Source organism: Haloarchaeobius amylolyticus, from assembly GCF_026616195.1.
Taxonomy (GTDB): domain Archaea; phylum Halobacteriota; class Halobacteria; order Halobacteriales; family Natrialbaceae; genus Haloarchaeobius; species Haloarchaeobius amylolyticus.
Genome location: NZ_JANHDH010000002.1, coordinates 189,250 through 208,013 on the forward strand (window position 1 = coordinate 189,250; position 18,764 = coordinate 208,013).

Genomic DNA, 18,764 nt, shown 5'->3' on the forward strand with positions numbered 1-18,764 from the left:
ATGGCGGAGGACAGCATCGCGGTCGTCGACCTGGACCGGTGCCAGCCCGACCGCTGTAACTACGAGTGCAAGAACTACTGCCCGCCCAACCGCACCGGCAAGGAGTGCATCACCCTGCGTGGCGAGGACGCCATGGAGGGCAAGCCGGACCAGGTGCGCATCTCCGAGGAGATCTGTCTGGGCGAGACGTGCGGTATCTGCGTCGAGAAGTGCCCGTTCGACGCCATCGAGATCATCAACCTGCCACAGGAGCTCTCCGAGGAGCCGGCCCACCGCTACGGCGAGAACGCCTTCTCGCTGTACGGCCTGCCGGCCCCGGAGGAGGGTCGCGTGACGGGTATCCTCGGCCCGAACGGTATCGGGAAGACGACGGCCGTCCGCATCCTCGCCGGCGAACTCGCGCCGAACCTCGGCGACTACGGCCACGAGCCCGAGTGGGAGGAGATCCTCGACCGCTACCGCGGCACCGAGCTGCAGGACTTCCTGAAGTCGCTGCGCGACGGCGACGTGACCGTCGCCCGCAAGCCGCAGTACGTCGACCAGATTCCCAAGCAGTTCGACGGGGTCACCCGGACGCTGCTCGAATCCGCCGACGAGCGCGGCGTCCTCGACCAGCTCACCGAGCGTCTCTCCATCACGCCGGTCCTCGACCAGGACATCGACAACCTCTCCGGCGGGGAACTCCAGCGCGTCGCGCTGGCGGCCACCCTCGCCCGGGACGCCGACTTCTACTTCCTGGACGAGATCACGCCGTACCTCGACATCGGCCAGCGCGTCACCGCGGCGCGGCTCATCCGCGACCTCGCCGAGGACGGCGACCGGTCGATGCTGGTGGTCGAACACGACCTGGCCATCCTCGACCTGCTCGCGGACAACCTCCACATCGCCTACGGTGAGCCGGGGGCCTACGGTGTCATCACGACGCCGAAGTCCGTCAGGAACGGCATCAACGAGTACCTGAAGGGCTACCTCGACAACGAGAACATGCGCATCCGGCCGAACGCCATCAAGTTCGAGGAGCACGCCCCGCGGACCGTCAGCAAGGGCGAGGTCATCGCGGAGTACCCCGACCTCGCGATGAGCTACGGCGAGGGCGAGTTCGGCCTGGAGGTCGAGGGCGGCAAGATCCGCGAGAACGAGGTCCTGGGCATCGTCGGCCCGAACGGTATCGGGAAGTCGACGTTCGCGAAGCTCCTGAACGGGAGCATCGAGCCCACGAAAGGCGAGCTGGACTTCCGGCTCGACATCTCCTACAAGCCCCAGTACATCGAGATCGACCAGCCGATGCGGGTCGACGTCTTCCTGCAGTCCATCACCGACCAGTTCGGCTCGTCGTACTGGGAGACGGAGATCGCCAACCCGCTCCAGCTCGGCCGCATCATGGAGCAGAACCTGAACGACCTCTCCGGCGGTGAGCGCCAGCGCGTCGCCATCGCGGCGTGTCTCTCCGAGGACGCCGACCTCTACCTGCTGGACGAGCCATCCGCACACCTCGACGTCGAGCAGCGCGTGCAGGCGACCCGGGCCATCCGGCGCTACGCCGAGAGCCAGGACGCGACGGTCATGGTCATCGACCACGACATCTACATGATCGACCTGCTCGCGGACCGCCTGATGGTGTTCGACGGCGAGCCGGCCCACCACGGCCACGCCGGCACGCCCCAGGGCATGCGCTCGGGCATGAACGAGTTCCTCGCGAACCTCGACGTGACGTTCCGCCGTGACGAGCGCACCAAGCGCCCGCGGGTGAACAAGCCGGACTCCCAGCTCGACCGCAAGCAGAAGTCCGAGGGCGAGTACTACTACGCGCCCTGACCGGTCGTCGAACCGTCGTATCGAACCGAAGGGGTAAGGTTCTCGCACCACGTTCTCCCAGCCCGTGACACGGTCCCCGTCCCACATCCGACAGCTCGCGGCCTCCCTCTCTTCGCTCCGCGAGCCCGGCGTTCGCGCCCGGCTGTTCCTCGTCGTGGCGCTGGTCCTGCTGGCCGTCGCGCTCGCCGGCTACGTCACCGCCCCCGACGACCCGCGGCTGACCGTCGCCGAGGAACCGCCCGAACACAACACCCTCGTCGGCATCCAGGGCTACGCCGACGAGGGCCGCGTCGTCGAACTCTCGCCACAGGGCGAGGTCGTCTGGTCGTACGAGGGCCCCGGCGACGTCTTCGACGTGGAGGCGGTCGACGCCTCGACGGTGCAGGTCGCGACGGCCGACACCGTCCCCGACACCGAGTGTCCCGAGCCCTACGCCAGCGACGGGACCGACGGCTGCGTCCGCAACGCCCTCCAGCTGGTCGACCGCGACTCGACGGACGTGGTCTGGGAGTACGCCTGGTACGACGTCGAGAAGCACGAGCACGAACTCCACGACGCCGACCGGTACGTGGTCGACGGCGAGCCGCGGTACGTCATGGTCGACCTCGGGAACGACCGCGTGTTCGCGGTCGACGCGTCCGGCGAGAAACTGTGGCAGTGGAACGCGACCGACACCTACGACCGACCCGCCGACATGGGCCCGGAGAGCGACTGGACGCACATGAACGACGTGGACCGCATCGAACCGGGCGTCTTCCAGGTGAGTCTGCGGAACTTCGACACCGTGGTCGAACTCCACGTCGCCGATAACGGGTCGGTTCGCGTCGAGCCGGTCATCGGCCCGAACCAGTTCGAAGGCGAGGCCGGCCCGCTGTACGAACAGCACAACCCCGACCGGCTCGGGGACGGCTCCCTGCTGGTGGCCGACAGCGAGCACGACCGCGTGGTCGAGTTCGGTCCCGACGGCGAGAAGACGTGGGAGGCCGGCGGTAGCGGCCTGTTCGACTGGCCGCGCGACGCCGACCGATTGCCCAACGGCCACACGCTCGTCACCGACTCCTACAACGACCGGGTCGTGGAACTCGACGAGGACGGCGAGGTCGTCTGGGCGGTCGAGACCGGCGACCTGCCCTACGAGGCCGACCGGGTGACCCCCGCCGAGCCCGCCAGGGCCGACGGGAGCGCCGACGGCCCGAGCGCCGTCGAGGAAGACCTCGCCTCGAACGTCGACGAGGGCTCGACGGTGACCACCTCGCTCGCGTTCGTCGTCTCGGTGTCGAAGTACGTCCTCCCGAACGGACTGGCAGAACAGCTCTACGCGTTGGTCGCGGCGACCCTGCTGCTGGCGGGGGCGGGCGTCGAGGGCTACCGCGCTCGCTAGGGCGCCGCTAGGGCGCTCGGCTGTCCACCCGTCCGCGGAGGATGTCGCTCGTGTCCTCGAAGAACGCCGGAACCGACAGCGGCGTGTCCGGGTCGAACAGGAACAGCGTCCCCGTCTCGGGGTCGCCCGTCGGCGTGAGCCAGACCACGGTCCCGGCGTCGGTCGTCGTCAGGGTGCCGACGGGGTGGTCCCGGCCGGCCGTCGCCGCGGTGCCGTCCCGGACCGCCTCGTACAGGCCGGTCGCCTCGGCCTCCGAGAGCGTCAGGTCGTCGTCGCGGAAGATCACCTCGACGCTGCCGGGGGCACAGTGGGCGATGCCCTGCAGGCCCCAGTCGGTCCGGGACTGGACGACGCTGACGAGCAGGTCGTCGGAGTACTCCGCGACGGCCGAGAGCGCCTCGATGGCGGCCGCGTCGTCGGGGCCGTCCCGGCGGACGAACTCGGCGGAGAACTGCTCCATGTACTTCGTCGCGAGCCCCTTCGCGCCGCCGAAGGTCCGCGCGGTGCCCACGGTCAGCGGGACCGCGAAGTCAGCGGAGAACAGGCGATGGACGCGGACGACGTAGGCCGAGGGCGTCATCGCGCTGGCGCGACCGCCCGGCGAGTCGTAGCGGGGGAGCACGCTCACGGTGAGGTTGCGACCTTCGTGGTAGAATTCGGCACCGTGTCGGCCCTCGTACTCGCGAACCCAGCCGACCGGGAGCCCACCCCCCTGCATCACCGCACCTCAGAGCACCATGCGCTGGCAGGAGCCACACAGCGTCTCCTCTTTCACGTCGACCTCGCGGACGGTGGGTGAGAAGTTCATCACGCAGCGGTTGTTGTCGCAGTGTTCGAGCCCGAGCGTGTGCCCGATCTCGTGGACGATCTCCTTGCGGATGCGGTCCTCGAAGATCTCCTCGGAGCTCTTGTTCGAGAAGCCGCCGTCGCTGGAGGTCTGGAGCCGGTAGGTCGAGACGACGCTGCCGCTCCCGTCGAGATAGGCGAGCCCGAAGACGTAGTTGCGTCGCCGGTAGAAGAGGTCCTTGGGGGTGACGGCGATGTTCTTCTCCCCGTTGCCGACGCGCTCGGCCAGCTGGATGAACTCCTCGGCGGAGTACTGGTTGCGCTTGGGGTCGTACGCGCCACTGGGCAGCGACTGGGGCTCGTGGACGGTCACGTCGCAGCCGTAGACCGTCCGCAGCCCCTCGGACGCCGCGCGCTTCACGGGCGCGGATACGTCACCCACCGGAACGATATCAACGAGCATGAGAAACGATAAGGCAGCTTCGGGCATAAACATCCCGCCGTGGCGACCGATTCGACACCCGCTCTCTGCGGGTGGTTAGCACGCTACGAGACCGTCGTCGAGGTCGGTGTCGGGCACCGGACGGACGTGGCCGCCGGCCTCGCAGAGCGCGGCGTCCGGGTCACCGCGACCGACGTGTACGACCGGCCCGTCCCCGACGGGGTCCGGTTCGTCCGCGACGACGTGACCGACCCCGACCTCGCTGTCTACCGCGACGCCGACGCCATCTACGCGCTGAACGTCCCGCCCGAGCTGCACCGGCCCGTCTGGGACGTCGCGAAACGGGTGGGTGCGGACTTCGTCTTCACGACGCTGGGCGGCGACCAGCCCGCGATTCCGGTCGAGCGAGAGACGATACCCGCCGATACGCTGTACGTGGCCCGTGACGGCCCGGGGCGCTGACCGACGGTTCCGGTAGTCCTGCCTGTCCGGTCCGATAGGCCCATTACCCGTCGGACCAGTGTGCGTGAACATGGAGGCAGATACGGTCGTCCTCGACATCGATGGGGTGCTCGTGGACGTGGCGGACTCCTATCGCCGCGCCATCGTGGAGTCCGTCGAGCGCGTCTACGACCAGACCATCCGGAAGGAGGACATCCAGTCGTTCAAGGACGCGGGTGGGTTCAACAACGACTGGGAACTGACGTACGCGGCTGCACTGTACGTCCTGGCGCTTCGGGAGGGGCTGTCACTCTCGCTCGAGGAGTTCACCGGCGAGATCCGCGAGCACGGGGGCGGCCTCGACAGCGCCGAACTCGTGGTGGGGTCCGAGGTCGGCGCGAACGCGTTCGAGCGCATCAAGGAGGAGTGGGACACCGAGCGACTCCGCGACGTGTTCCAGCAGCTCTACCTCGGCAGCGACCTCTATCGCACGCTGGAGGGCGGCGAGCCCGACATCGACTGCGAGGGGTTCATCCACGACGAACCGGTCATCATCGAGCCCGAGACCATCGAGGCGCTCCAGGCGAACTTCGACGTCGGCGTCGTCACGGGTCGCCCCGCGGCCGAGGCCGACATCGCGCTCTCGCGGGTCGGGCTTGACGTCCCCGACGAGCACCGCTTCACGATGGACGACTGGGAGGAGGGCAAACCCCACCCCCGGGCGCTCATGACGCTCGCGGAGCGCTTCGACAGCGAGGACGTGGTGTTCGTCGGCGACACCATCGACGACGTGACCACGGCCCGGCGGGCGAACGAGGAGGACGAGGACCGGAACTACACCGGCGTCGGCGTCCTCACCGGCGGCCTCACCGGCGTCGAGGGCAAGCAGAAGTTCGTCGCCTACGGCGCGAAGGCCATCCTCGACGACGTGAACCTGCTGCCGGGGCTGCTCGGCGTCGAGGAGTAGGAGAAGACTCTCGGTTCTGCCGCCGGAACACCCGTCTATGTCTGCCGGGCCCTCCCTCCGCCGGTCGCTGTTCCCGCTGCTGTTCCTCGCGTGGCTGCTGCCCGCGTGGCTCTCCCCGCCGGACCCGTTCTCGCAACTGCTGTGGCTCGCGCCGAGCGTCGCGCTCGCGCTCGTCCTCGGCGTCTGGTTCGCCCGCCACGGCCACCAGGTGCTCGACGCGAGTGTCCGCGACCTCTGGGTGTTCGCCGTCACGACGCTCGGCGTGGTGATCCTCGGCGTCCTCCTGGTCCCGGACCCGACCCTCTCGGCCGTCGAGCTGGCGCTCCTGCTGGTCGCCGCGTTCCTGCTCGCCGGGTGGCTCGGGTTCGCCCCGAGTGCCGCCCCAGTTCGCCGACGGCTCGGTGAAAACAGTCCGAGTGAATAGCAGTTTTATACGATACCGGGACAATCTTTCGCTGATGAGTCTGATACTCCGCCGGCTCTCCTGGGCGGTCCCGCTCGGGGCCGCACCCGCGGTCGTCGGTGGCACCACGTTCAGTCCGCCCGACGTGTTCAGCACGATGGCGTACGTCGGCGCTGCGTTGCCCCTGACGCTCCTGCTCGGGTACCACGTCGCGACGAAAGAGAACCCCGCCGAGGGCCGGAGTCCCAACCGGCTCTGGCTGTTCGCGGGCTGCCTGCTCGGCCTGCTGATACTCGCCGGCGCGGCGTTCAGCCGGCTCGACCCGGCGATGCTCTGGGACCTCAGACAGGAGTACCAGCTCGGGGCGGTCGCCGGCAGCGTCGGCGGCCTGTTCCTCCTCGCCGAGGTCATCATCTACTACGGCGTCTTCGACCGGCTCCACGGCCTGTTCTCCTGACGCCGCGCGCTTCTGACACCGGCCCGGGCTGCCGACTCCGAACCCTTATTTCCCGTCCGGGACCACGACACAGGTATGCGAATCGCACTACTCGGCGGCACGGGTGACATCGGACAGGGGCTCGCCCTGCGCTGGGCCTACGACACGGACCACGAGGTACTCATCGGGTCGCGCGACCCCGAGAAGGCGCGCACGATGGCCGAGGAGTACGAGACCGAACTCGACAGCCGCGGCGTCGACGTGAAGGTCAACGGCTTCGCCAACGAGATGGCGGCCGACCGCGCCGACGTCGTCGTCCTCGCGGTCCCGCCGTACCACGTCGCGGACACGGTCGAGAGCGTCGCGGACAAGCTCGACGAGGACACCATCCTCGTCTCGCCCGCAGTCGGCATGAAGGGCGACGAGGACGGCATGCACTACCACCGCCCCGGCGCGGGGTCGGTGACGGCCCTCGCCGCGAACGCCGCACCCGACGACGTCTCGACGGTCGGCGCGTTCCACAACCTCTCGGCGGACCGCCTCGCGAACCTCGACGCCGACCTCGACCTCGACACGCTCGTCATCGGCGACGACCCGGACGCCAAGGACATCGTGCGCCAGCTCGCCGACGAGATCGAGGGGCTGCGCTCGCTCGACGCCGGCCCGCTGGCCAACGCGGCAGAGGTAGAGAGCATCACGCCCCTCGTCATCAACATCGCCCGCTACAACGACGGGATGCACGACGTGGGTGTCAAGTTCGACTGAGCGGGACCGACACCGACTGTCGCCGGTCCGGGGACGGCCCCGTCGGTCACGACGACGCTGTCTTCTGGTAGAACGAAGCGGGAGACCAGCGCACCGTCTTCACGGTGACGGTGCTCGAAGCGTCGCGAAGCCGCCGGCGTCGTCCCCCCGGGACACCACCCCCTACGACGGCGTCCAGGAACACCACCCCCCTTCGACGGTGTTCTCGACACTGGCAGCCGCCGGTGCTTCTCCGCTCCCGCAGTCTGGTATTCGGTCGCACGGGTGACGGGCGTTTCCTTCGACATCGAAGTCACGGGACACACGGTCGGTCCTCCGCCGGGACCGGGGTTCCCGCGATGCCTGACGGCGGCGTACCCGGCGCGAGCAGGGGCCATCCTTCGGGGTCGAACCGATTCCGTCGTCGAACCGGTCTCAGTGGTTCACCATCGTCTCGTAGGCGAGATTCGAGAGGCCCCGGCGGAGGCGCTGGGAGAAGGCATTGTCGCTGATTCCGACGACTTCGGCCAGTTCGTCGACGTTGCCGTTGCGAGGGACCTGGAAGTAGCCCGTTCGTAGACCAGCAGGATGGCCTCCTGCTGTTCGGTCGACATGGAGTTCCCGTCGCGGGGGAAGTGCGGGTTGTACAGCCGTCGGGGGACCTCCTGCCGGTCGCAGAGGCGACGGAACTCAGAGAGGTCGTCGTGGCTCGGGAACTGCAGCCGGAAGTCCCAGCCGTCGCCGATGTTCTCGCCCTCCAGCATCTTCGCCCTGGTCTCGAGGAGCGCCCTGATGAAGCCGTCGACGTCCGTGCTCCAGCGCACCTCGAACAGCAGCCGCTTGCCGTCCTCCGTGAGGGGGGCCACCTCCTCGGTGAGTGGCGCGACCCCGGTTCGATATCGAGGCACGGGTTCGATATCGAAGGCCGTGTTTATCGGCCGACGAGCGTCGACTCGATCAGTGCCGAGAGGCCCCGGCGGAGACGCTGGGAGAAGGCATTGTCGCTGATGCCCAGCTCCTGCCCGAGTTCCCGCGCGCTCGTCCGTCGGGGCACCTCGAAGTAGCCGCGCTCGAACGCCAGGACGAGGGCCTCGCGCTGTTCGTCGGAGAGGAGCGCGGTGTCGCTGGGGAGGTGCGGGTTGTAGAGGCGCCGGAGCATGACCCTGATGTCCCGCTCGGAACACCTGTCGCGGAACTCCCGGAGGGCGCTCCGCTGGTCGAACTGGATGCGGAGGTCCCATCCCTCACCGATGCCGGTGCCCTCGAGCAACTTCGCGTTCGTCTCCTCGAGGACGGACACCAGCCCGTCGAGTTCGTCCGTCCAGCGGACCTCGAACAGGGTCCGGTCGCCGTCGTCGGTTCGCTCGAACACCTCTGCGGTCGCGGGCGACGCCTCGAGGCTTGCCCTTGCCTCGGCGAGTTCCTCGTTCGAGACCCAGATGAGTGGCATCCGTCCCCCGTCGATGGGGACGATGCGCTCCAGTTCGACCCGGGCGTTGGGGACCGCCTCGAACACGCGTCCGAGTTCGAAGGCGTGGGCCGGAACGGTCACGTCGGCGATGACCATGTGTGACTCGTCCGGTCCGGTCGCTCCCCGGGAGGAATCCATGCGGTATGCTATCTCGGGCGAGTGTGAAAAACGTACGCTTACCAGAGATGGGTCTGGCGGGTGGAGAGCGGGAAGAAACCTCGCGTGGTTGTCGATTACGCGCCGGCCTTCTCGAGGGCGTCCTCGAGGTCGTCGCGCTGGGTGACGCCGACGAAGCGCTCGACGATACCGTCGTCGTTCTCGATGATGAGGGTGGGGAGCGACCGTACCTGGTACTCGTTCGCGACGTCCTGCTCCTCGTCGACGTTCACCTTCTCGACGGTGAAGCGGCCCTCCCAGTCCTCCTCGAGTTCCTCGAGGATGGGGTCTTGCGTCTTGCACGGGCCACACCAGTCCGCATAGAAGTCCTTGAGCGTGACTGCCATAACGAGTCGAAAATTCCCTCGCGCCGCGCATAAGGGTTTGGTTCGCGGGCGCTCCGGTGGGCAGCCTGCACGACCGCGACCCCCTCGCCGACCCCCGGAACCGTGTCGAAAGACTTAGAGGCACGCGGACGGGAGGGACGGACATGAGCAAGGGACAGAACTCCGGCGGCCTCATGTCGAGTGCCGGACTCGTCCGGTACTTCGACGCCGAGGACCGCAACGCCATCCGAGTCGACCCGAAGACCATCGTCGCCTTCGGCATCTTCTTCGGGGCGCTCGTGATGGTCATGCGCGTCGCGCTGTAAGGGCGCGGCCGACCCGCCGCCGAACACGACGCTTTTCTTCGACCGGTCGTTACCTCGGGGTATGACGCTGACAGCTGGTGTCGTCGCCGTCCAGGGCGACGTCTCCGAACACGCCGACGCCATCCGGCGTGCTGGCGAGGCCCACGGCGAGGACGTGACGGTCCACGAGATACGGGACGCGGGCATCGTCCCCGACTGCGACCTGTTGTTGCTCCCCGGCGGCGAATCGACGACCATCTCCCGGCTCCTCCACGAGGAGGGCATCGCGGAGGAGATAATCGACCACGTCGAGGCCGGCAAGCCGCTGCTCGCGACCTGTGCCGGGCTCATCGTCGCCTCGACCGACGCGAAGGACGACCGCGTCGACACGCTCGACCTCCTCGACGTGACCGTCGACCGGAACGCCTTCGGCCGCCAGAAGGACAGTTTCGAGGCCCCGCTCGACGTCGACGGCCTCGACGAACCCTTCCCGGCGGTGTTCATCCGTGCCCCCCTCATCGACGAGGTCGGCGCGGACGTCGAGGTGCTCGCGGAGTGGGACGGCAAGCCGGTCGCGGTCCGGGACGGCCCGGTCGTCGGCACCTCGTTCCACCCCGAACTCACGCCGGACGTGCGCATCCACCGGCTGGCGTTCTTCGCGGACGCGGCCGACGAGGCCGAGCAGCTGGCGCGCCAGTAGCACACCGCGTCGTCGGTCGGATGGGCGAGCCGTCCGTCCGGCGACTGGCCACGGGTCCGCCGGCGGGGTCGGGTCCCGACGAGGCGAAGGCCGAGAACGCAGACTTTTCTTTCTGGCTCCCTTCCGTCGGGCTATGAAGGCATCCATCGACACGGTCCGTGTCGCCGGGACGCAGGACGGTCCCGTCCCTGTCGTCGTCCTCGAGGTCGAGGAGGACGACGACGTGTTACCCATCTTCATCGGGTTCGACGAGGCCATCGCCATCGTCCGCGGACTGGACGCCACCGACATCGGCCGCCCGCTCACGCACGACCTCCTGCTGGACGTGATGGAGGAACTCGGCGGCCGCGTGACCCGGGTGGTCGTGAGCCGTGTCGAGTCGGGCACCTACATCGCCGACCTGCACATCAACACCCCGCGGGGCGACGTGGTCATCGACGCCCGGCCGAGCGACTCGCTCGCGCTGGCCGCCCGGACCAACGCGCCCCTCGAGGTCGAGGAGGACGTGTACGAGGACGGCAAGCGTGACCCGTCCGAGTTCGAGATGCTCGACGACATCCGCGAGGTAGCCGACTACGCATGACAGAGGACACAGACGCGATTCTCGACGACCTGTTCGCGGTCATCGAAGACCGCAAGGCAACGCTCCCCGAGGACTCCTACACCGCCAGCCTGTTCACCCACGAGAAGGGCGAGAACGCGGTGCTGGAGAAACTGGGCGAAGAGGCGACCGAACTCATCCTCGCCGCGAAGGACGACGACCACGAGGAGATCGCCCACGAGGGCGCCGACATCGTCTACCACCTGCTCGTCCTGCTCTCGATGAAGGACATGGACGTGAGCGACCTGCGTGAGGAACTGGCGGAGCGGCGGTGACTCCCTCCCCGAGCCGAATTTCTAATAGCAATTACCAGAACAAACAGCCATGAACTAGGGGGAAGTTTGGAACCGCTTTTCCGCGAGCCCCTGTCATGGCTTCCCACGCCATGCGACACGACAGGCGTTCCTTCCTGAAGGCGACGGGCGCATCACTCGGCGCGGTCGGCGTCGTCGGTGCGACGGCCTCCACGGCTGCCGCGGCGGTCGCGGACCGCTGGGAGCCGGCCGACTCGAGCAACTACACCAACGCGAGCCGGACCGCGAGCGACATGCGCTGGCTCGTGATGCACACCATCGAGGGCTCCTACGAGGGCTGTATCAGCTGGTTCCAGAACCCCGACGCGAACGTGAGTTCGCACTACGTGGTCGGGGAGTCCGCCGACCAGATAACGAAGATGGTCCGGCTGGAGGACATCGCGTGGACCCAGGGCAACTGGGAGTACAACGAGACGGGCGTCTCCATCGAACTCGAGGGCTACGCGGACGAGACGAACTTCGGCGACACCATCTACCAGCAGGCCGCCGAGGTCGCCCGCTACGTCTGTGACACCTTCGACATCCCCAAACAGCATCCGACGTACGACCTCGCACCCTGCTCGGCCTACTCGGGCGAGGGCGGCATCATCGGCCACAGCCAGGTGCCCGACCCCAACGACTGCTCGCAGGTCACCGGCGGCAAGTACGACCCCGGCGACACCTGGGACTGGGACTACTTCATGTCGCTCGTGACCGACGGCTCCGGCGGTGGCGGCGACACCGGCTGGTCCGACGGCGACATCGTCCACTGCACCGCCGACCTGAACACCCGCGAACAGCCCGGTACCGACTCCCCCATCGTCGCGACGATGCCGACCGGCTCGAACGCCGAGATCGTCAACGGGCCGACCGACGAGGACGGCTACACCTGGTGGGGGCTGCACTGGCTCGAGGACGACATCTGGGGCTGGTCGGTCGAGGCGTACCTCGACGCGGGCTACGCCTGACGGGCGCCGACCCCCGGGAGAGACGACCTTCCGCGTGTCGCTCTCGCACGCGGAACACACGATAAACGCGCTTTTATGCGCGACTGTCGTAGCACCGTGCATGATTTTCGAGAACCTTCCGACGACACCACGGTCGGAGGAACTCATCGACAAGGCGTTCTCCCGCGCCGCCCGGACAGGCCGGGCCAAGTCGGGACACGACGCCCAGACGTCGATGCTCCAGACGGCGTCGAACATCCTCTCGGACAACCTGGAGAACGTCGTCACCGCCTGGCCGGACTTCGACGAGGTCGACCCGTTCTACTACGAACTCGCCGACGCGCTGGTCGACGTCGACGAACTCCGGCAGTCGCTCTCGGAGGTCACCTGGGCCTCCCGCAAGACCGCCGAGATCCGCCAGGAGTACGAGGGCAAGATCCGTCGCAACGACCTCGAGACCGCCCGAAAGTTCCGAAAGCAGGCGTTCGCCCGCCTCGCGGACGTGGTCGAGGAGGTCGAAGACGACCTGCTCCGCATCGGGGCGGCCCGTGACGAGTTGAAGATCCTGCCCGACATCGACCCGGACGAGCCGGCCATCGTCGTCGCCGGCTACCCGAACGTCGGCAAGTCCTCGTTCGTGAACGCGGTCACCCGCGCCCGCCACGAGACCGCGACCTACCCGTTCACGACGAAAGGTATCGGCGTCGGCCACTTCGAGCGCCAGCACATCCGCTACCAGATCGTCGACACGCCGGGACTGCTCGACCGGCCCCCGCAGGAGCGCAACGACATCGAGGCCCAGGCGGTCTCCGCGCTCACGCACCTCGCGGACTGCGTGCTGTTCGTCCTCGACGCCAGCGCGAACTGCGGCTACCCCATCGAGGCACAGCTGGAGCTGCTGGCGGCGGTCGAGGACCAGTTCGACGACGTGCCGGTCATCACGGTCTGCAACAAGAGCGACGTCTCACGCGACGTCGAGGCGGACTACTACATGAGCGTCACCGAGGACGAGAACCTCGACACCGTGCTCGATGCCGCGGTCGAGGCGGTCGGGTACGAGCCCGAACTGCCCTTCGACGGCTGAGTCGACTCAGGCGACCTCGTAGACGACGCTGACGGTCACCTCGACGTCGATGGGGCCGGGTTCGAGCGTCGTCGCGGCGTCGGCCTCCGCGCTCCGGTACACCGGGTACGGCGGCTGGTAGCCGCCACCGGAGACGCTGATGCTCTTGACCTTCGTGATGGAGACGCCAGCCGCAGCCGCGGCAGCGTTCGCGTCCCCTTCGGCGGCGGTCACGGCCTTCGCGATGGCGTCGGTCCGCAACTCGGCGATGCGCTCGTCGCTCAGCCTGAACGAGACGCTGTCGACGCGGGCCGCGCCGTTGGCGACGGCGACGTCGATGATGCGCCCGGCGTCGCTCACGTTCTTGCTCGACACCTCGTAGGCGTGGACGGCGGTGTAGCCGACGAGTTGCCGGCCGTCCTTGTAGTCGTACTGCGGGACGAGCCGGTAGCTCGTCGTCTCGACGTCCTCGTCGGGGATGCCGGCCGCGCGGAGCGCGTCACGCATCTTCGTCGCGTCCTGGGCGGCGAACGTGCGGGCGCTGTCGGCGGTCTTGCCCTCGCGTTCGACCGCGATGGAGACGACCACGAGGTCGGCGGGCGCGGAGACGGTCCCGGTGCCCGAGACGGAGACGGTGCTCGCCGCGTCACCGTCGTCGGTACTGGCGACGGTCGTTCCGTCGCCGATGGGGCCGGCCATACCGAGGCAGCCGGCGGTCGTGACCAGCAGGGCCACGAGCGCGACCGCGAGTTTCAGGTTCATGCTACGCTCTGGTAGGCGGGCAACCGAGAAGAACTGTCGAGCACCCACGGGTTACGCGGTTTCGGTCGCGTTCCCCGCCGACTGGTACTCCATGTACCGGACCTCGACCACCACGTCGTCGCCGTTCACTACTGTCTCGCGGAGTCGTTCCGGCAGTCCGGGGTAGGTCTCGCCGGGTGGCCTGGCGAGGGTGACGATGACCCGCTCCGGGCGCGGGTCGAAGACGCGCTCGTAGAGGTTCTCGTCGTGGACGAGGTCGACGTCGACCAGCCGGAGCTCGGGGTTGTCGGCGACGGTCGTCTCGACCCCGGCGACCATGTCGTCCTCGATGGCGGCCGTGGTGTAGGACATGTAGGTGACGCCGCCGAGGAACACCGAGAGGACCGCGATGGAGGCGACGAGGATGGTCGCGCGCTTGATGGTCGCGGTCCGGGCGTCGTCGAGCCGGAGCCAGCGCTCGGGGCGGTAGCCGGAGTACCAGAGCGTGGCCGTCGCGGCGAGGTTGATGGAGAGGACGTTGACCAGCACGAGCACGGTCGCGCCGAGGACGACCAGTGGCTTCCCGTAGGCGATGCCGATGCCGACGACGGCGAGCGGCGGGACGAGCGCCACCGCGATCATGACGCCGACCAGTGAGGCCGACACGCCCGAGCGCATCGACATCGCGCCGGCGATACCGGCGCCGAGTGCCACCGCCAGCGAGAGGATGTCCGGGCGCAGTCGCTCCTGAACCTGTCCGACGATCAGGATGTCCATCGGGGGGATGAGGTGGAACGTCTTGAGCATCGCGGTGAAGACCGCGGCCGCGACGATGCCGATCCCCAGCCCGAGCAGCTGGAGGCGCGCACCGCGGGCGAACAGGTCGGCGTCGTCGAGGACGGTCCCGACGCTCGCCGCCATCGCGGGCCCGATGAGTGGCGCGATGACCATCGAGCCGACGACGACGGCGGCCGAGTCGAGCAACACGCCGGCGGTCGCGATGACGACGCTCACGACCGTCAACAGGACGTACGCCGGCAGCTCCGGGGCCATCTCCCTTGCCTGTGACTTGAGCTCCTCGCGGGAGATGCGCTTGGTCGTCTCCTCCTCCTCGGCGTAGCGCTCCTGGAGGCGCTCGAACTTCTGGGAGACGACCGTCTCGGCGTCGACGACGACGGTGTAGGACTGGCGCTCGATACCGGCCTCGCGGAGCTCCTGGAGGATGGGTTCGACGGCCTCGGAGGGGAGCGGGAAGGAGACGACGCCGGTGTACTTCCGGCCACTCGTCTCGTCGGTGAGCACGTAGTCGATGCCCTCGTCGTCGAGGACGTCGAGGACGGCCTCGCGCTTGCCCGCCGGGATCATGACCTGGACGAGTCGCACGTCAGTGCCGACGGAAGGCTGATAGAAATAGCTCCCGCTCGGCGGGGTCGCTCGTGGGTGGCGAACAGGCGACGCGAACTGCATGCTGCCAGGGAGGGCGTCGCACACCCGCGGACCCCCCGGCAGCGACGGTCAGTGCATACCGGGGATGGCTGCGGCATGGGATAAGAAGGGTCGGCTGGTCCTGTCCGGTTCAGGGCTTGAGCCCGCGGACGGCCCCGACCAGCCACTTCGTCGCCGGGAAGAGCCAGCGCCGGTGCCGGAACTGGTTGTAGCCGTGGACGGTCAGGCCGACGAAGACGATACCGGTGAGGAGGGCGGTGAACATGAGCGCGGTGTCGGTCGGGAGGGCGTAGGCTGCGAACAGGTAGCCGAGCAGTGCCGCGAGCGTCGCGGGCAACAGGGCGTCGACGACGCCGACCGACAGCGCCGCGAGCGATTCACCGGGAGCCATATGCCACCCGAAGGGCGTGGGGGCCATAGTCCCAGCGTTCGACCGCGGCTGGTGGGGAGTCAGGGATGGGTGGCGACCCCGCGACCGAACCAGACACGTTTTTGCCCGTGCTCGGGCTACGACCGTGCATGTTCGAGAACCGCCCGAACCGCGAAGCCGAGGTCGTCCTGGTAGGGCGGTCGAACGTCGGCAAGTCGACGCTGATGCGCGAGCTCACCGGGCACCGCTTCGATACGGGTGGCAAGCCCGGCGTGACGCGCTCGCCCAACCACTACGACTGGGCCGCGGAGGACTTCATGGTCACCGACCTGCCGGGGTTCGGCTTCATGTCCGGGGTCGAGGAGGAGCGCCGCGAGGCCATCAAGGACGACATCGTCCACTACCTCGAGGAGTACGCCGACCACTTCCTCGTCGGCGTCGTCGTCGTCGACGGCAAGAGCGTCATCGACATCATCGACCGCCACTCCGGCCCGGACTCCATCCCCTACGACGTGGAGATGTTCCACTTCCTGCAGGAACTCGGCGTCCCGACGGTCGTCGCGGTGAACAAGATGGACAAGGTCGACGACCGGGACGAGCGCCTGAACGACCTCTGTGACCGCCTCGGACTCTACCCACCGTGGAAGCAGTGGCAGGACACCATCGCGCCCATCTCGGCGAAGCAGGGCCGCATCACCGCCTTCGAGGAGGCCGTCCGAGACATCCTCCACGACCAGAAGCGCGACGACCTGCTGAAGTTCTTCTGAGCCTGCCGGACCGCTGCCCGACGATCTCCGGGTCGCCGGGTCGCCCTCTCCGGATGGCCGATGGTGATAAGTACCTCGCCAGAGACGACAAGACGATGACATCTGCCGGACGCTACGTCGTGAACGTCGAGGCCGCCATCTACCGCGACGGGGAGTACCTGCTCGCCGAGCGTGCTGTCGAGGAGGACCACGCCGCAGGCACCCTCGCCCTCGTCGGCGGCAAGGTCGAACGCACCGACCACGACACCAGCGCGCTCGAGAGCACCGTCCACCGGGAGGTCCGGGAGGAGGTCGGCCTCGCCGTCACGGACCTGCGGTACGTCCAGAGCAACGCCTTCGTCACCGACGGCGGCGACCCCTGCCTCAACGTCGTCTTCCTCGCGCGCCACGAGGACGGCGAGGCACACGTCGCGGCCCCCGACGAGGTCGCCGACCTGCACTGGCTCACGCCCACCGCGGTCGAGGGCCATCCCGACGTCCCGGAGTGGACCGCCGCCTTCGTCGCCCTGAGCGACGAGCGTCGGCGCACCCTCGGGTGGTGATACTGTCGACTGTCCCTGACTCAGGCGATTCGTCACCCCGGAGTGGCGACATGCGTGAAAGACGGACAGTCGACAGTATGGCTACGCGAACTCCTTCTCCATCAGTTTGACCGGCAACTCGGCGGTGACGCCGTTCCCCGACGTCTCGACCACGTCCGACTCCACGACCGTCCAGCCCGCCTGCCGGTAGAACGCCACCGCGTTCAGCGACGCCCAGAGGTAGCAGTCGTCGTGGCCGGCGTCGCGGGCGGTCGCCTCGAGGTGGGCGAGCAGCGCGGACCCGACGCCACACCTCGCGGCGTCCGGGCTGACGTACACCGCCCGGACCTCCCCGTCCTCGACCGCGAGGTGGCCGAACCCGACGACCTCGCCGTCGAGTTCCGCGACCACGAAGTGCTCGCCCGGCTCGTCGTAGGGGTACTTCTCGGGGTCCTTCCGCCCGGACCAGGCGAGCACCTGCTGCTCGTCGTAGTGCGTGCGACCGAGTTCACGTGCCGAGGCCTCGTGGAGGCTGGCGACCGCGGGCATGTCCTCGCGGCTTGCCGGGCGGAGGGTGACCATACGACTGGAGACGTGGCTGTGGGCCAAGAGTGCAGCGACCGTGCAGGTCGAGGCTGTCGGTCGAACAGGCCGCAGTTCGTCGGTCGGTCGCAGACGAGCGAGGGCGCCGGTCAGACGAACGAGGGCCCCTCGACGGACGCGTCCTCGGCCTCGCGCCAGGTGTGCTGGGGTTCCCAGCCGAGTTCGTCGCGCGCCTTCTGCGTCGTGAAAGCGCACTGCTCCCCGGAGAGCGCGGCCAGGTCGGGGGCTGGCTCCGCCCGGACCGACTCGATGAGTCGCGTGGTCTCGACGCCCATGTAGTTCTCCGCGGCGTGACAGAGGTACGGCTCGTGCCCGTCGACATCCGCCTCGACGGCCCGGACCAGCAGGTCGACCAGGTCCCGCACGTCGACGTAGGACCAGAAGTTCCCGCTCCCGGGCGGCTTCGTTCCCGGCTCGACGTCGGCCACGTCGATGGCTTCGCGAAGCCCACTCGCCTCGTACTCGCCGGGATACTGCACCCACGACGGCCGGACCGATGCGACCTGGATACCGAACCGTCGCACGACCATCTCGGCGACCTCCTCGCCCGCGACCTTGGAGGTCCCGTAGGGGTCCTCGGGCCGCATCGGGTGCGACTCGTCGACGGGGACGTAGTCCGGGAGCACCAGCGACTCCGAGAACGGGAACCCGTACGCCGACTCGCTGGAGGTCCACGCCACGTCCGCCCCCAGGCGCCCGGCCGCGACCAGGACGTTGTACGTCGAGAGCGTGTTGGTCTCGAACACCCGCGTCCCGGCGTGTCCCGTCGGGTCCGGAATCCCCGCGAGGTGGACGACCCCGTCCGGGTCGAACTCGTACAGCAGGTCGAACGTCTCCCCGGCGTCGGTGAGGTCACCCGCGACGAACTGGACCCCCTCGACGTGGTGGTCCGGTGTCTCCACGTCGATGGAGAGCACGTCGTATCCCTCGCCCGCCAGCCGGTCGACGACCCAGCTACCGACGCCGCCGAGGCCGCCCGTCACCGCGATTCTCGTGGAGCCTTCGCTCATGGGTAGTGCGTCCACAGCACGCCGCTTCA

25 protein-coding genes are annotated in these 18,764 nt (G+C 68.4%); 15 read left to right on the forward strand and 10 right to left on the reverse strand.

What is annotated here, in order from left to right:
- Entirely contained in the window at positions 1-1,815 is a 1,815-nt protein-coding gene (locus NOV86_RS13370) for a ribosome biogenesis/translation initiation ATPase RLI (RefSeq protein ID WP_267641997.1), read from the forward strand.
- A gap of 64 nt (positions 1,816-1,879) precedes the next feature.
- The gene (locus NOV86_RS13375; protein WP_267641998.1) at positions 1,880-3,196 is read left to right on the forward strand and encodes a hypothetical protein; all 1,317 of its coding nucleotides are present in this window, start codon (positions 1,880-1,882) and stop codon (positions 3,194-3,196) included.
- Between the two features lie 7 nt (positions 3,197-3,203).
- On the opposite strand, the gene NOV86_RS13380 is transcribed toward NOV86_RS13375, so the two are convergent.
- The gene (locus NOV86_RS13380; protein WP_267641999.1) at positions 3,204-3,914 is read right to left on the reverse strand and encodes a hypothetical protein; all 711 of its coding nucleotides are present in this window, start codon (positions 3,912-3,914) and stop codon (positions 3,204-3,206) included.
- A 9-nt stretch (positions 3,915-3,923) separates the two neighbouring features.
- Positions 3,924-4,445: an archaemetzincin family Zn-dependent metalloprotease gene (locus tag NOV86_RS13385; RefSeq protein ID WP_267642000.1), complete on the reverse strand. Its 522-nt coding sequence runs from the start codon at positions 4,443-4,445 to the stop codon at positions 3,924-3,926.
- Positions 4,446-4,484: 39 nt separating this feature from the next.
- Here NOV86_RS13385 and NOV86_RS13390 point away from each other — a divergent pair, with 39 nt between their 5' ends.
- From NOV86_RS13390 to npdG, 5 genes are all read left to right on the forward strand, one after another.
- Positions 4,485-4,886 carry a UPF0146 family protein gene (locus NOV86_RS13390; RefSeq protein WP_267642001.1) on the forward strand — a complete coding sequence of 134 codons (402 nt, stop codon included), beginning with the start codon at positions 4,485-4,487 and terminating at the stop codon, positions 4,884-4,886.
- A 70-nt stretch (positions 4,887-4,956) separates the two neighbouring features.
- Positions 4,957-5,832 carry a TIGR01548 family HAD-type hydrolase gene (locus NOV86_RS13395; protein ID WP_267642002.1) on the forward strand — a complete coding sequence of 292 codons (876 nt, stop codon included), beginning with the start codon at positions 4,957-4,959 and terminating at the stop codon, positions 5,830-5,832.
- Positions 5,833-5,869: 37 nt separating this feature from the next.
- Positions 5,870-6,256, forward strand: coding sequence for a hypothetical protein (locus NOV86_RS13400; RefSeq protein WP_267642003.1), 387 nt, complete (start codon positions 5,870-5,872; stop codon positions 6,254-6,256).
- 34 nt (positions 6,257-6,290) lie between these two features.
- Positions 6,291-6,692 (forward strand): hypothetical protein, encoded by a 402-nt coding sequence (locus NOV86_RS13405; RefSeq protein ID WP_267642004.1) that lies wholly within the window; start codon positions 6,291-6,293, stop codon positions 6,690-6,692.
- A 75-nt stretch (positions 6,693-6,767) separates the two neighbouring features.
- On the forward strand, positions 6,768-7,436 hold the full coding sequence (gene npdG, locus NOV86_RS13410) for an NADPH-dependent F420 reductase (protein ID WP_267642006.1): 669 nt from the start codon (positions 6,768-6,770) through the stop codon (positions 7,434-7,436).
- Between the two features lie 414 nt (positions 7,437-7,850).
- On the opposite strand, the gene NOV86_RS23220 is transcribed toward npdG, so the two are convergent.
- The 3 genes from NOV86_RS23220 to NOV86_RS13425 all read right to left on the reverse strand — a co-directional run bounded on the left by NOV86_RS23220 (position 7,851) and on the right by NOV86_RS13425 (position 9,389).
- Complete coding sequence (locus NOV86_RS23220) at positions 7,851-8,093, reverse strand: helix-turn-helix domain-containing protein (protein WP_368408785.1); 243 nt, start codon at positions 8,091-8,093, stop codon at positions 7,851-7,853.
- Between the two features lie 253 nt (positions 8,094-8,346).
- Positions 8,347-9,024, reverse strand: a complete 678-nt coding sequence (locus NOV86_RS13420) for a helix-turn-helix domain-containing protein (RefSeq protein WP_267642007.1) — start codon at positions 9,022-9,024, stop codon at positions 8,347-8,349.
- A 95-nt stretch (positions 9,025-9,119) separates the two neighbouring features.
- Positions 9,120-9,389, reverse strand: a complete 270-nt coding sequence (locus NOV86_RS13425; protein WP_267642008.1) for a thioredoxin family protein — start codon at positions 9,387-9,389, stop codon at positions 9,120-9,122.
- A gap of 143 nt (positions 9,390-9,532) precedes the next feature.
- Between NOV86_RS13425 and NOV86_RS13430 the strand changes: the two genes are divergently transcribed.
- From NOV86_RS13430 to NOV86_RS13455, 6 genes are all read left to right on the forward strand, one after another.
- On the forward strand, positions 9,533-9,694 hold the full coding sequence (locus NOV86_RS13430) for a preprotein translocase subunit Sec61beta (protein WP_267642009.1): 162 nt from the start codon (positions 9,533-9,535) through the stop codon (positions 9,692-9,694).
- A gap of 61 nt (positions 9,695-9,755) precedes the next feature.
- A complete protein-coding gene (gene pdxT, locus NOV86_RS13435) occupies positions 9,756-10,373 on the forward strand; it encodes a pyridoxal 5'-phosphate synthase glutaminase subunit PdxT (RefSeq protein ID WP_267642011.1) in 618 nt (205 codons plus the stop codon).
- Positions 10,374-10,506: 133 nt separating this feature from the next.
- On the forward strand, positions 10,507-10,956 hold the full coding sequence (locus NOV86_RS13440) for a bifunctional nuclease family protein (protein WP_267642013.1): 450 nt from the start codon (positions 10,507-10,509) through the stop codon (positions 10,954-10,956).
- On the forward strand, positions 10,953-11,249 hold the full coding sequence (gene hisE, locus NOV86_RS13445; protein WP_267642014.1) for a phosphoribosyl-ATP diphosphatase: 297 nt from the start codon (positions 10,953-10,955) through the stop codon (positions 11,247-11,249). The genes NOV86_RS13440 and hisE overlap by 4 nt, the downstream gene beginning before the upstream one ends.
- A 110-nt stretch (positions 11,250-11,359) precedes the next feature.
- Positions 11,360-12,235 carry an N-acetylmuramoyl-L-alanine amidase gene (locus tag NOV86_RS13450; RefSeq protein ID WP_267642015.1) on the forward strand — a complete coding sequence of 292 codons (876 nt, stop codon included), beginning with the start codon at positions 11,360-11,362 and terminating at the stop codon, positions 12,233-12,235.
- A gap of 100 nt (positions 12,236-12,335) precedes the next feature.
- The gene (locus NOV86_RS13455; protein ID WP_267642016.1) at positions 12,336-13,298 is read left to right on the forward strand and encodes an NOG1 family protein; all 963 of its coding nucleotides are present in this window, start codon (positions 12,336-12,338) and stop codon (positions 13,296-13,298) included.
- A 6-nt stretch (positions 13,299-13,304) separates the two neighbouring features.
- Here NOV86_RS13455 and NOV86_RS13460 read toward each other — a convergent pair whose 3' ends face one another.
- The 3 genes from NOV86_RS13460 to NOV86_RS13470 all read right to left on the reverse strand — a co-directional run bounded on the left by NOV86_RS13460 (position 13,305) and on the right by NOV86_RS13470 (position 15,855).
- On the reverse strand, positions 13,305-14,039 hold the full coding sequence (locus tag NOV86_RS13460) for an SIMPL domain-containing protein (RefSeq protein ID WP_267642017.1): 735 nt from the start codon (positions 14,037-14,039) through the stop codon (positions 13,305-13,307).
- Positions 14,040-14,090: 51 nt separating this feature from the next.
- Positions 14,091-15,401 (reverse strand): TIGR00341 family protein, encoded by a 1,311-nt coding sequence (locus NOV86_RS13465; RefSeq protein WP_267642018.1) that lies wholly within the window; start codon positions 15,399-15,401, stop codon positions 14,091-14,093.
- A 193-nt stretch (positions 15,402-15,594) separates the two neighbouring features.
- Positions 15,595-15,855, reverse strand: a complete 261-nt coding sequence (locus NOV86_RS13470; RefSeq protein ID WP_267642019.1) for a hypothetical protein — start codon at positions 15,853-15,855, stop codon at positions 15,595-15,597.
- 128 nt (positions 15,856-15,983) lie between these two features.
- On the opposite strand from NOV86_RS13470, the gene engB reads away from it, so the two are divergent.
- Together engB and NOV86_RS13480 are read left to right on the forward strand one after the other, a co-directional pair.
- Positions 15,984-16,601: a GTP-binding protein EngB gene (gene engB, locus NOV86_RS13475; RefSeq protein WP_267642021.1), complete on the forward strand. Its 618-nt coding sequence runs from the start codon at positions 15,984-15,986 to the stop codon at positions 16,599-16,601.
- Between the two features lie 53 nt (positions 16,602-16,654).
- Positions 16,655-17,143, forward strand: coding sequence for an NUDIX domain-containing protein (locus NOV86_RS13480; protein ID WP_267642023.1), 489 nt, complete (start codon positions 16,655-16,657; stop codon positions 17,141-17,143).
- An 81-nt stretch (positions 17,144-17,224) separates the two neighbouring features.
- Here the strand turns inward: NOV86_RS13480 and NOV86_RS13485 are convergent, their stop codons facing one another.
- Both NOV86_RS13485 and NOV86_RS13490 read right to left on the reverse strand, forming a co-directional pair.
- The gene (locus NOV86_RS13485; protein ID WP_267642025.1) at positions 17,225-17,704 is read right to left on the reverse strand and encodes a GNAT family N-acetyltransferase; all 480 of its coding nucleotides are present in this window, start codon (positions 17,702-17,704) and stop codon (positions 17,225-17,227) included.
- A gap of 110 nt (positions 17,705-17,814) precedes the next feature.
- Entirely contained in the window at positions 17,815-18,735 is a 921-nt protein-coding gene (locus tag NOV86_RS13490) for an NAD-dependent epimerase/dehydratase family protein (RefSeq protein ID WP_267642026.1), read from the reverse strand.
- Positions 18,736-18,764 lie beyond the last annotated feature (29 nt).

Bases quoted from the DNA above. Each gene is read 5' to 3' on its own strand.
- NOV86_RS13370 (WP_267641997.1), top strand. From the start codon at position 1: ATGGCGGAGGACAGCATCGCGGTCGTCGACCTGGACCGGTGCCAGCCC.
- NOV86_RS13380 (WP_267641999.1), bottom strand. From the start codon at position 3,914: ATGCAGGGGGGTGGGCTCCCGGTCGGCTGGGTTCGCGAGTACGAGGGC.
- NOV86_RS13385 (WP_267642000.1), bottom strand. From the start codon at position 4,445: ATGCTCGTTGATATCGTTCCGGTGGGTGACGTATCCGCGCCCGTGAAG.
- NOV86_RS13395 (WP_267642002.1), top strand. From the start codon at position 4,957: ATGGAGGCAGATACGGTCGTCCTCGACATCGATGGGGTGCTCGTGGAC.
- NOV86_RS13400 (WP_267642003.1), top strand. From the start codon at position 5,870: ATGTCTGCCGGGCCCTCCCTCCGCCGGTCGCTGTTCCCGCTGCTGTTC.
- NOV86_RS13405 (WP_267642004.1), top strand. From the start codon at position 6,291: ATGAGTCTGATACTCCGCCGGCTCTCCTGGGCGGTCCCGCTCGGGGCC.
- npdG (WP_267642006.1), top strand. From the start codon at position 6,768: ATGCGAATCGCACTACTCGGCGGCACGGGTGACATCGGACAGGGGCTC.
- NOV86_RS13420 (WP_267642007.1), bottom strand. From the start codon at position 9,024: ATGGATTCCTCCCGGGGAGCGACCGGACCGGACGAGTCACACATGGTC.
- NOV86_RS13425 (WP_267642008.1), bottom strand. From the start codon at position 9,389: ATGGCAGTCACGCTCAAGGACTTCTATGCGGACTGGTGTGGCCCGTGC.
- NOV86_RS13430 (WP_267642009.1), top strand. From the start codon at position 9,533: ATGAGCAAGGGACAGAACTCCGGCGGCCTCATGTCGAGTGCCGGACTC.
- pdxT (WP_267642011.1), top strand. From the start codon at position 9,756: ATGACGCTGACAGCTGGTGTCGTCGCCGTCCAGGGCGACGTCTCCGAA.
- NOV86_RS13440 (WP_267642013.1), top strand. From the start codon at position 10,507: ATGAAGGCATCCATCGACACGGTCCGTGTCGCCGGGACGCAGGACGGT.
- hisE (WP_267642014.1), top strand. From the start codon at position 10,953: ATGACAGAGGACACAGACGCGATTCTCGACGACCTGTTCGCGGTCATC.
- NOV86_RS13450 (WP_267642015.1), top strand. From the start codon at position 11,360: ATGCGACACGACAGGCGTTCCTTCCTGAAGGCGACGGGCGCATCACTC.
- NOV86_RS13455 (WP_267642016.1), top strand. From the start codon at position 12,336: ATGATTTTCGAGAACCTTCCGACGACACCACGGTCGGAGGAACTCATC.
- NOV86_RS13460 (WP_267642017.1), bottom strand. From the start codon at position 14,039: ATGAACCTGAAACTCGCGGTCGCGCTCGTGGCCCTGCTGGTCACGACC.
- NOV86_RS13470 (WP_267642019.1), bottom strand. From the start codon at position 15,855: ATGGCTCCCGGTGAATCGCTCGCGGCGCTGTCGGTCGGCGTCGTCGAC.
- engB (WP_267642021.1), top strand. From the start codon at position 15,984: ATGTTCGAGAACCGCCCGAACCGCGAAGCCGAGGTCGTCCTGGTAGGG.
- NOV86_RS13480 (WP_267642023.1), top strand. From the start codon at position 16,655: ATGGCCGATGGTGATAAGTACCTCGCCAGAGACGACAAGACGATGACA.
- NOV86_RS13485 (WP_267642025.1), bottom strand. From the start codon at position 17,704: ATGGTCACCCTCCGCCCGGCAAGCCGCGAGGACATGCCCGCGGTCGCC.
- NOV86_RS13490 (WP_267642026.1), bottom strand. From the start codon at position 18,735: ATGAGCGAAGGCTCCACGAGAATCGCGGTGACGGGCGGCCTCGGCGGC.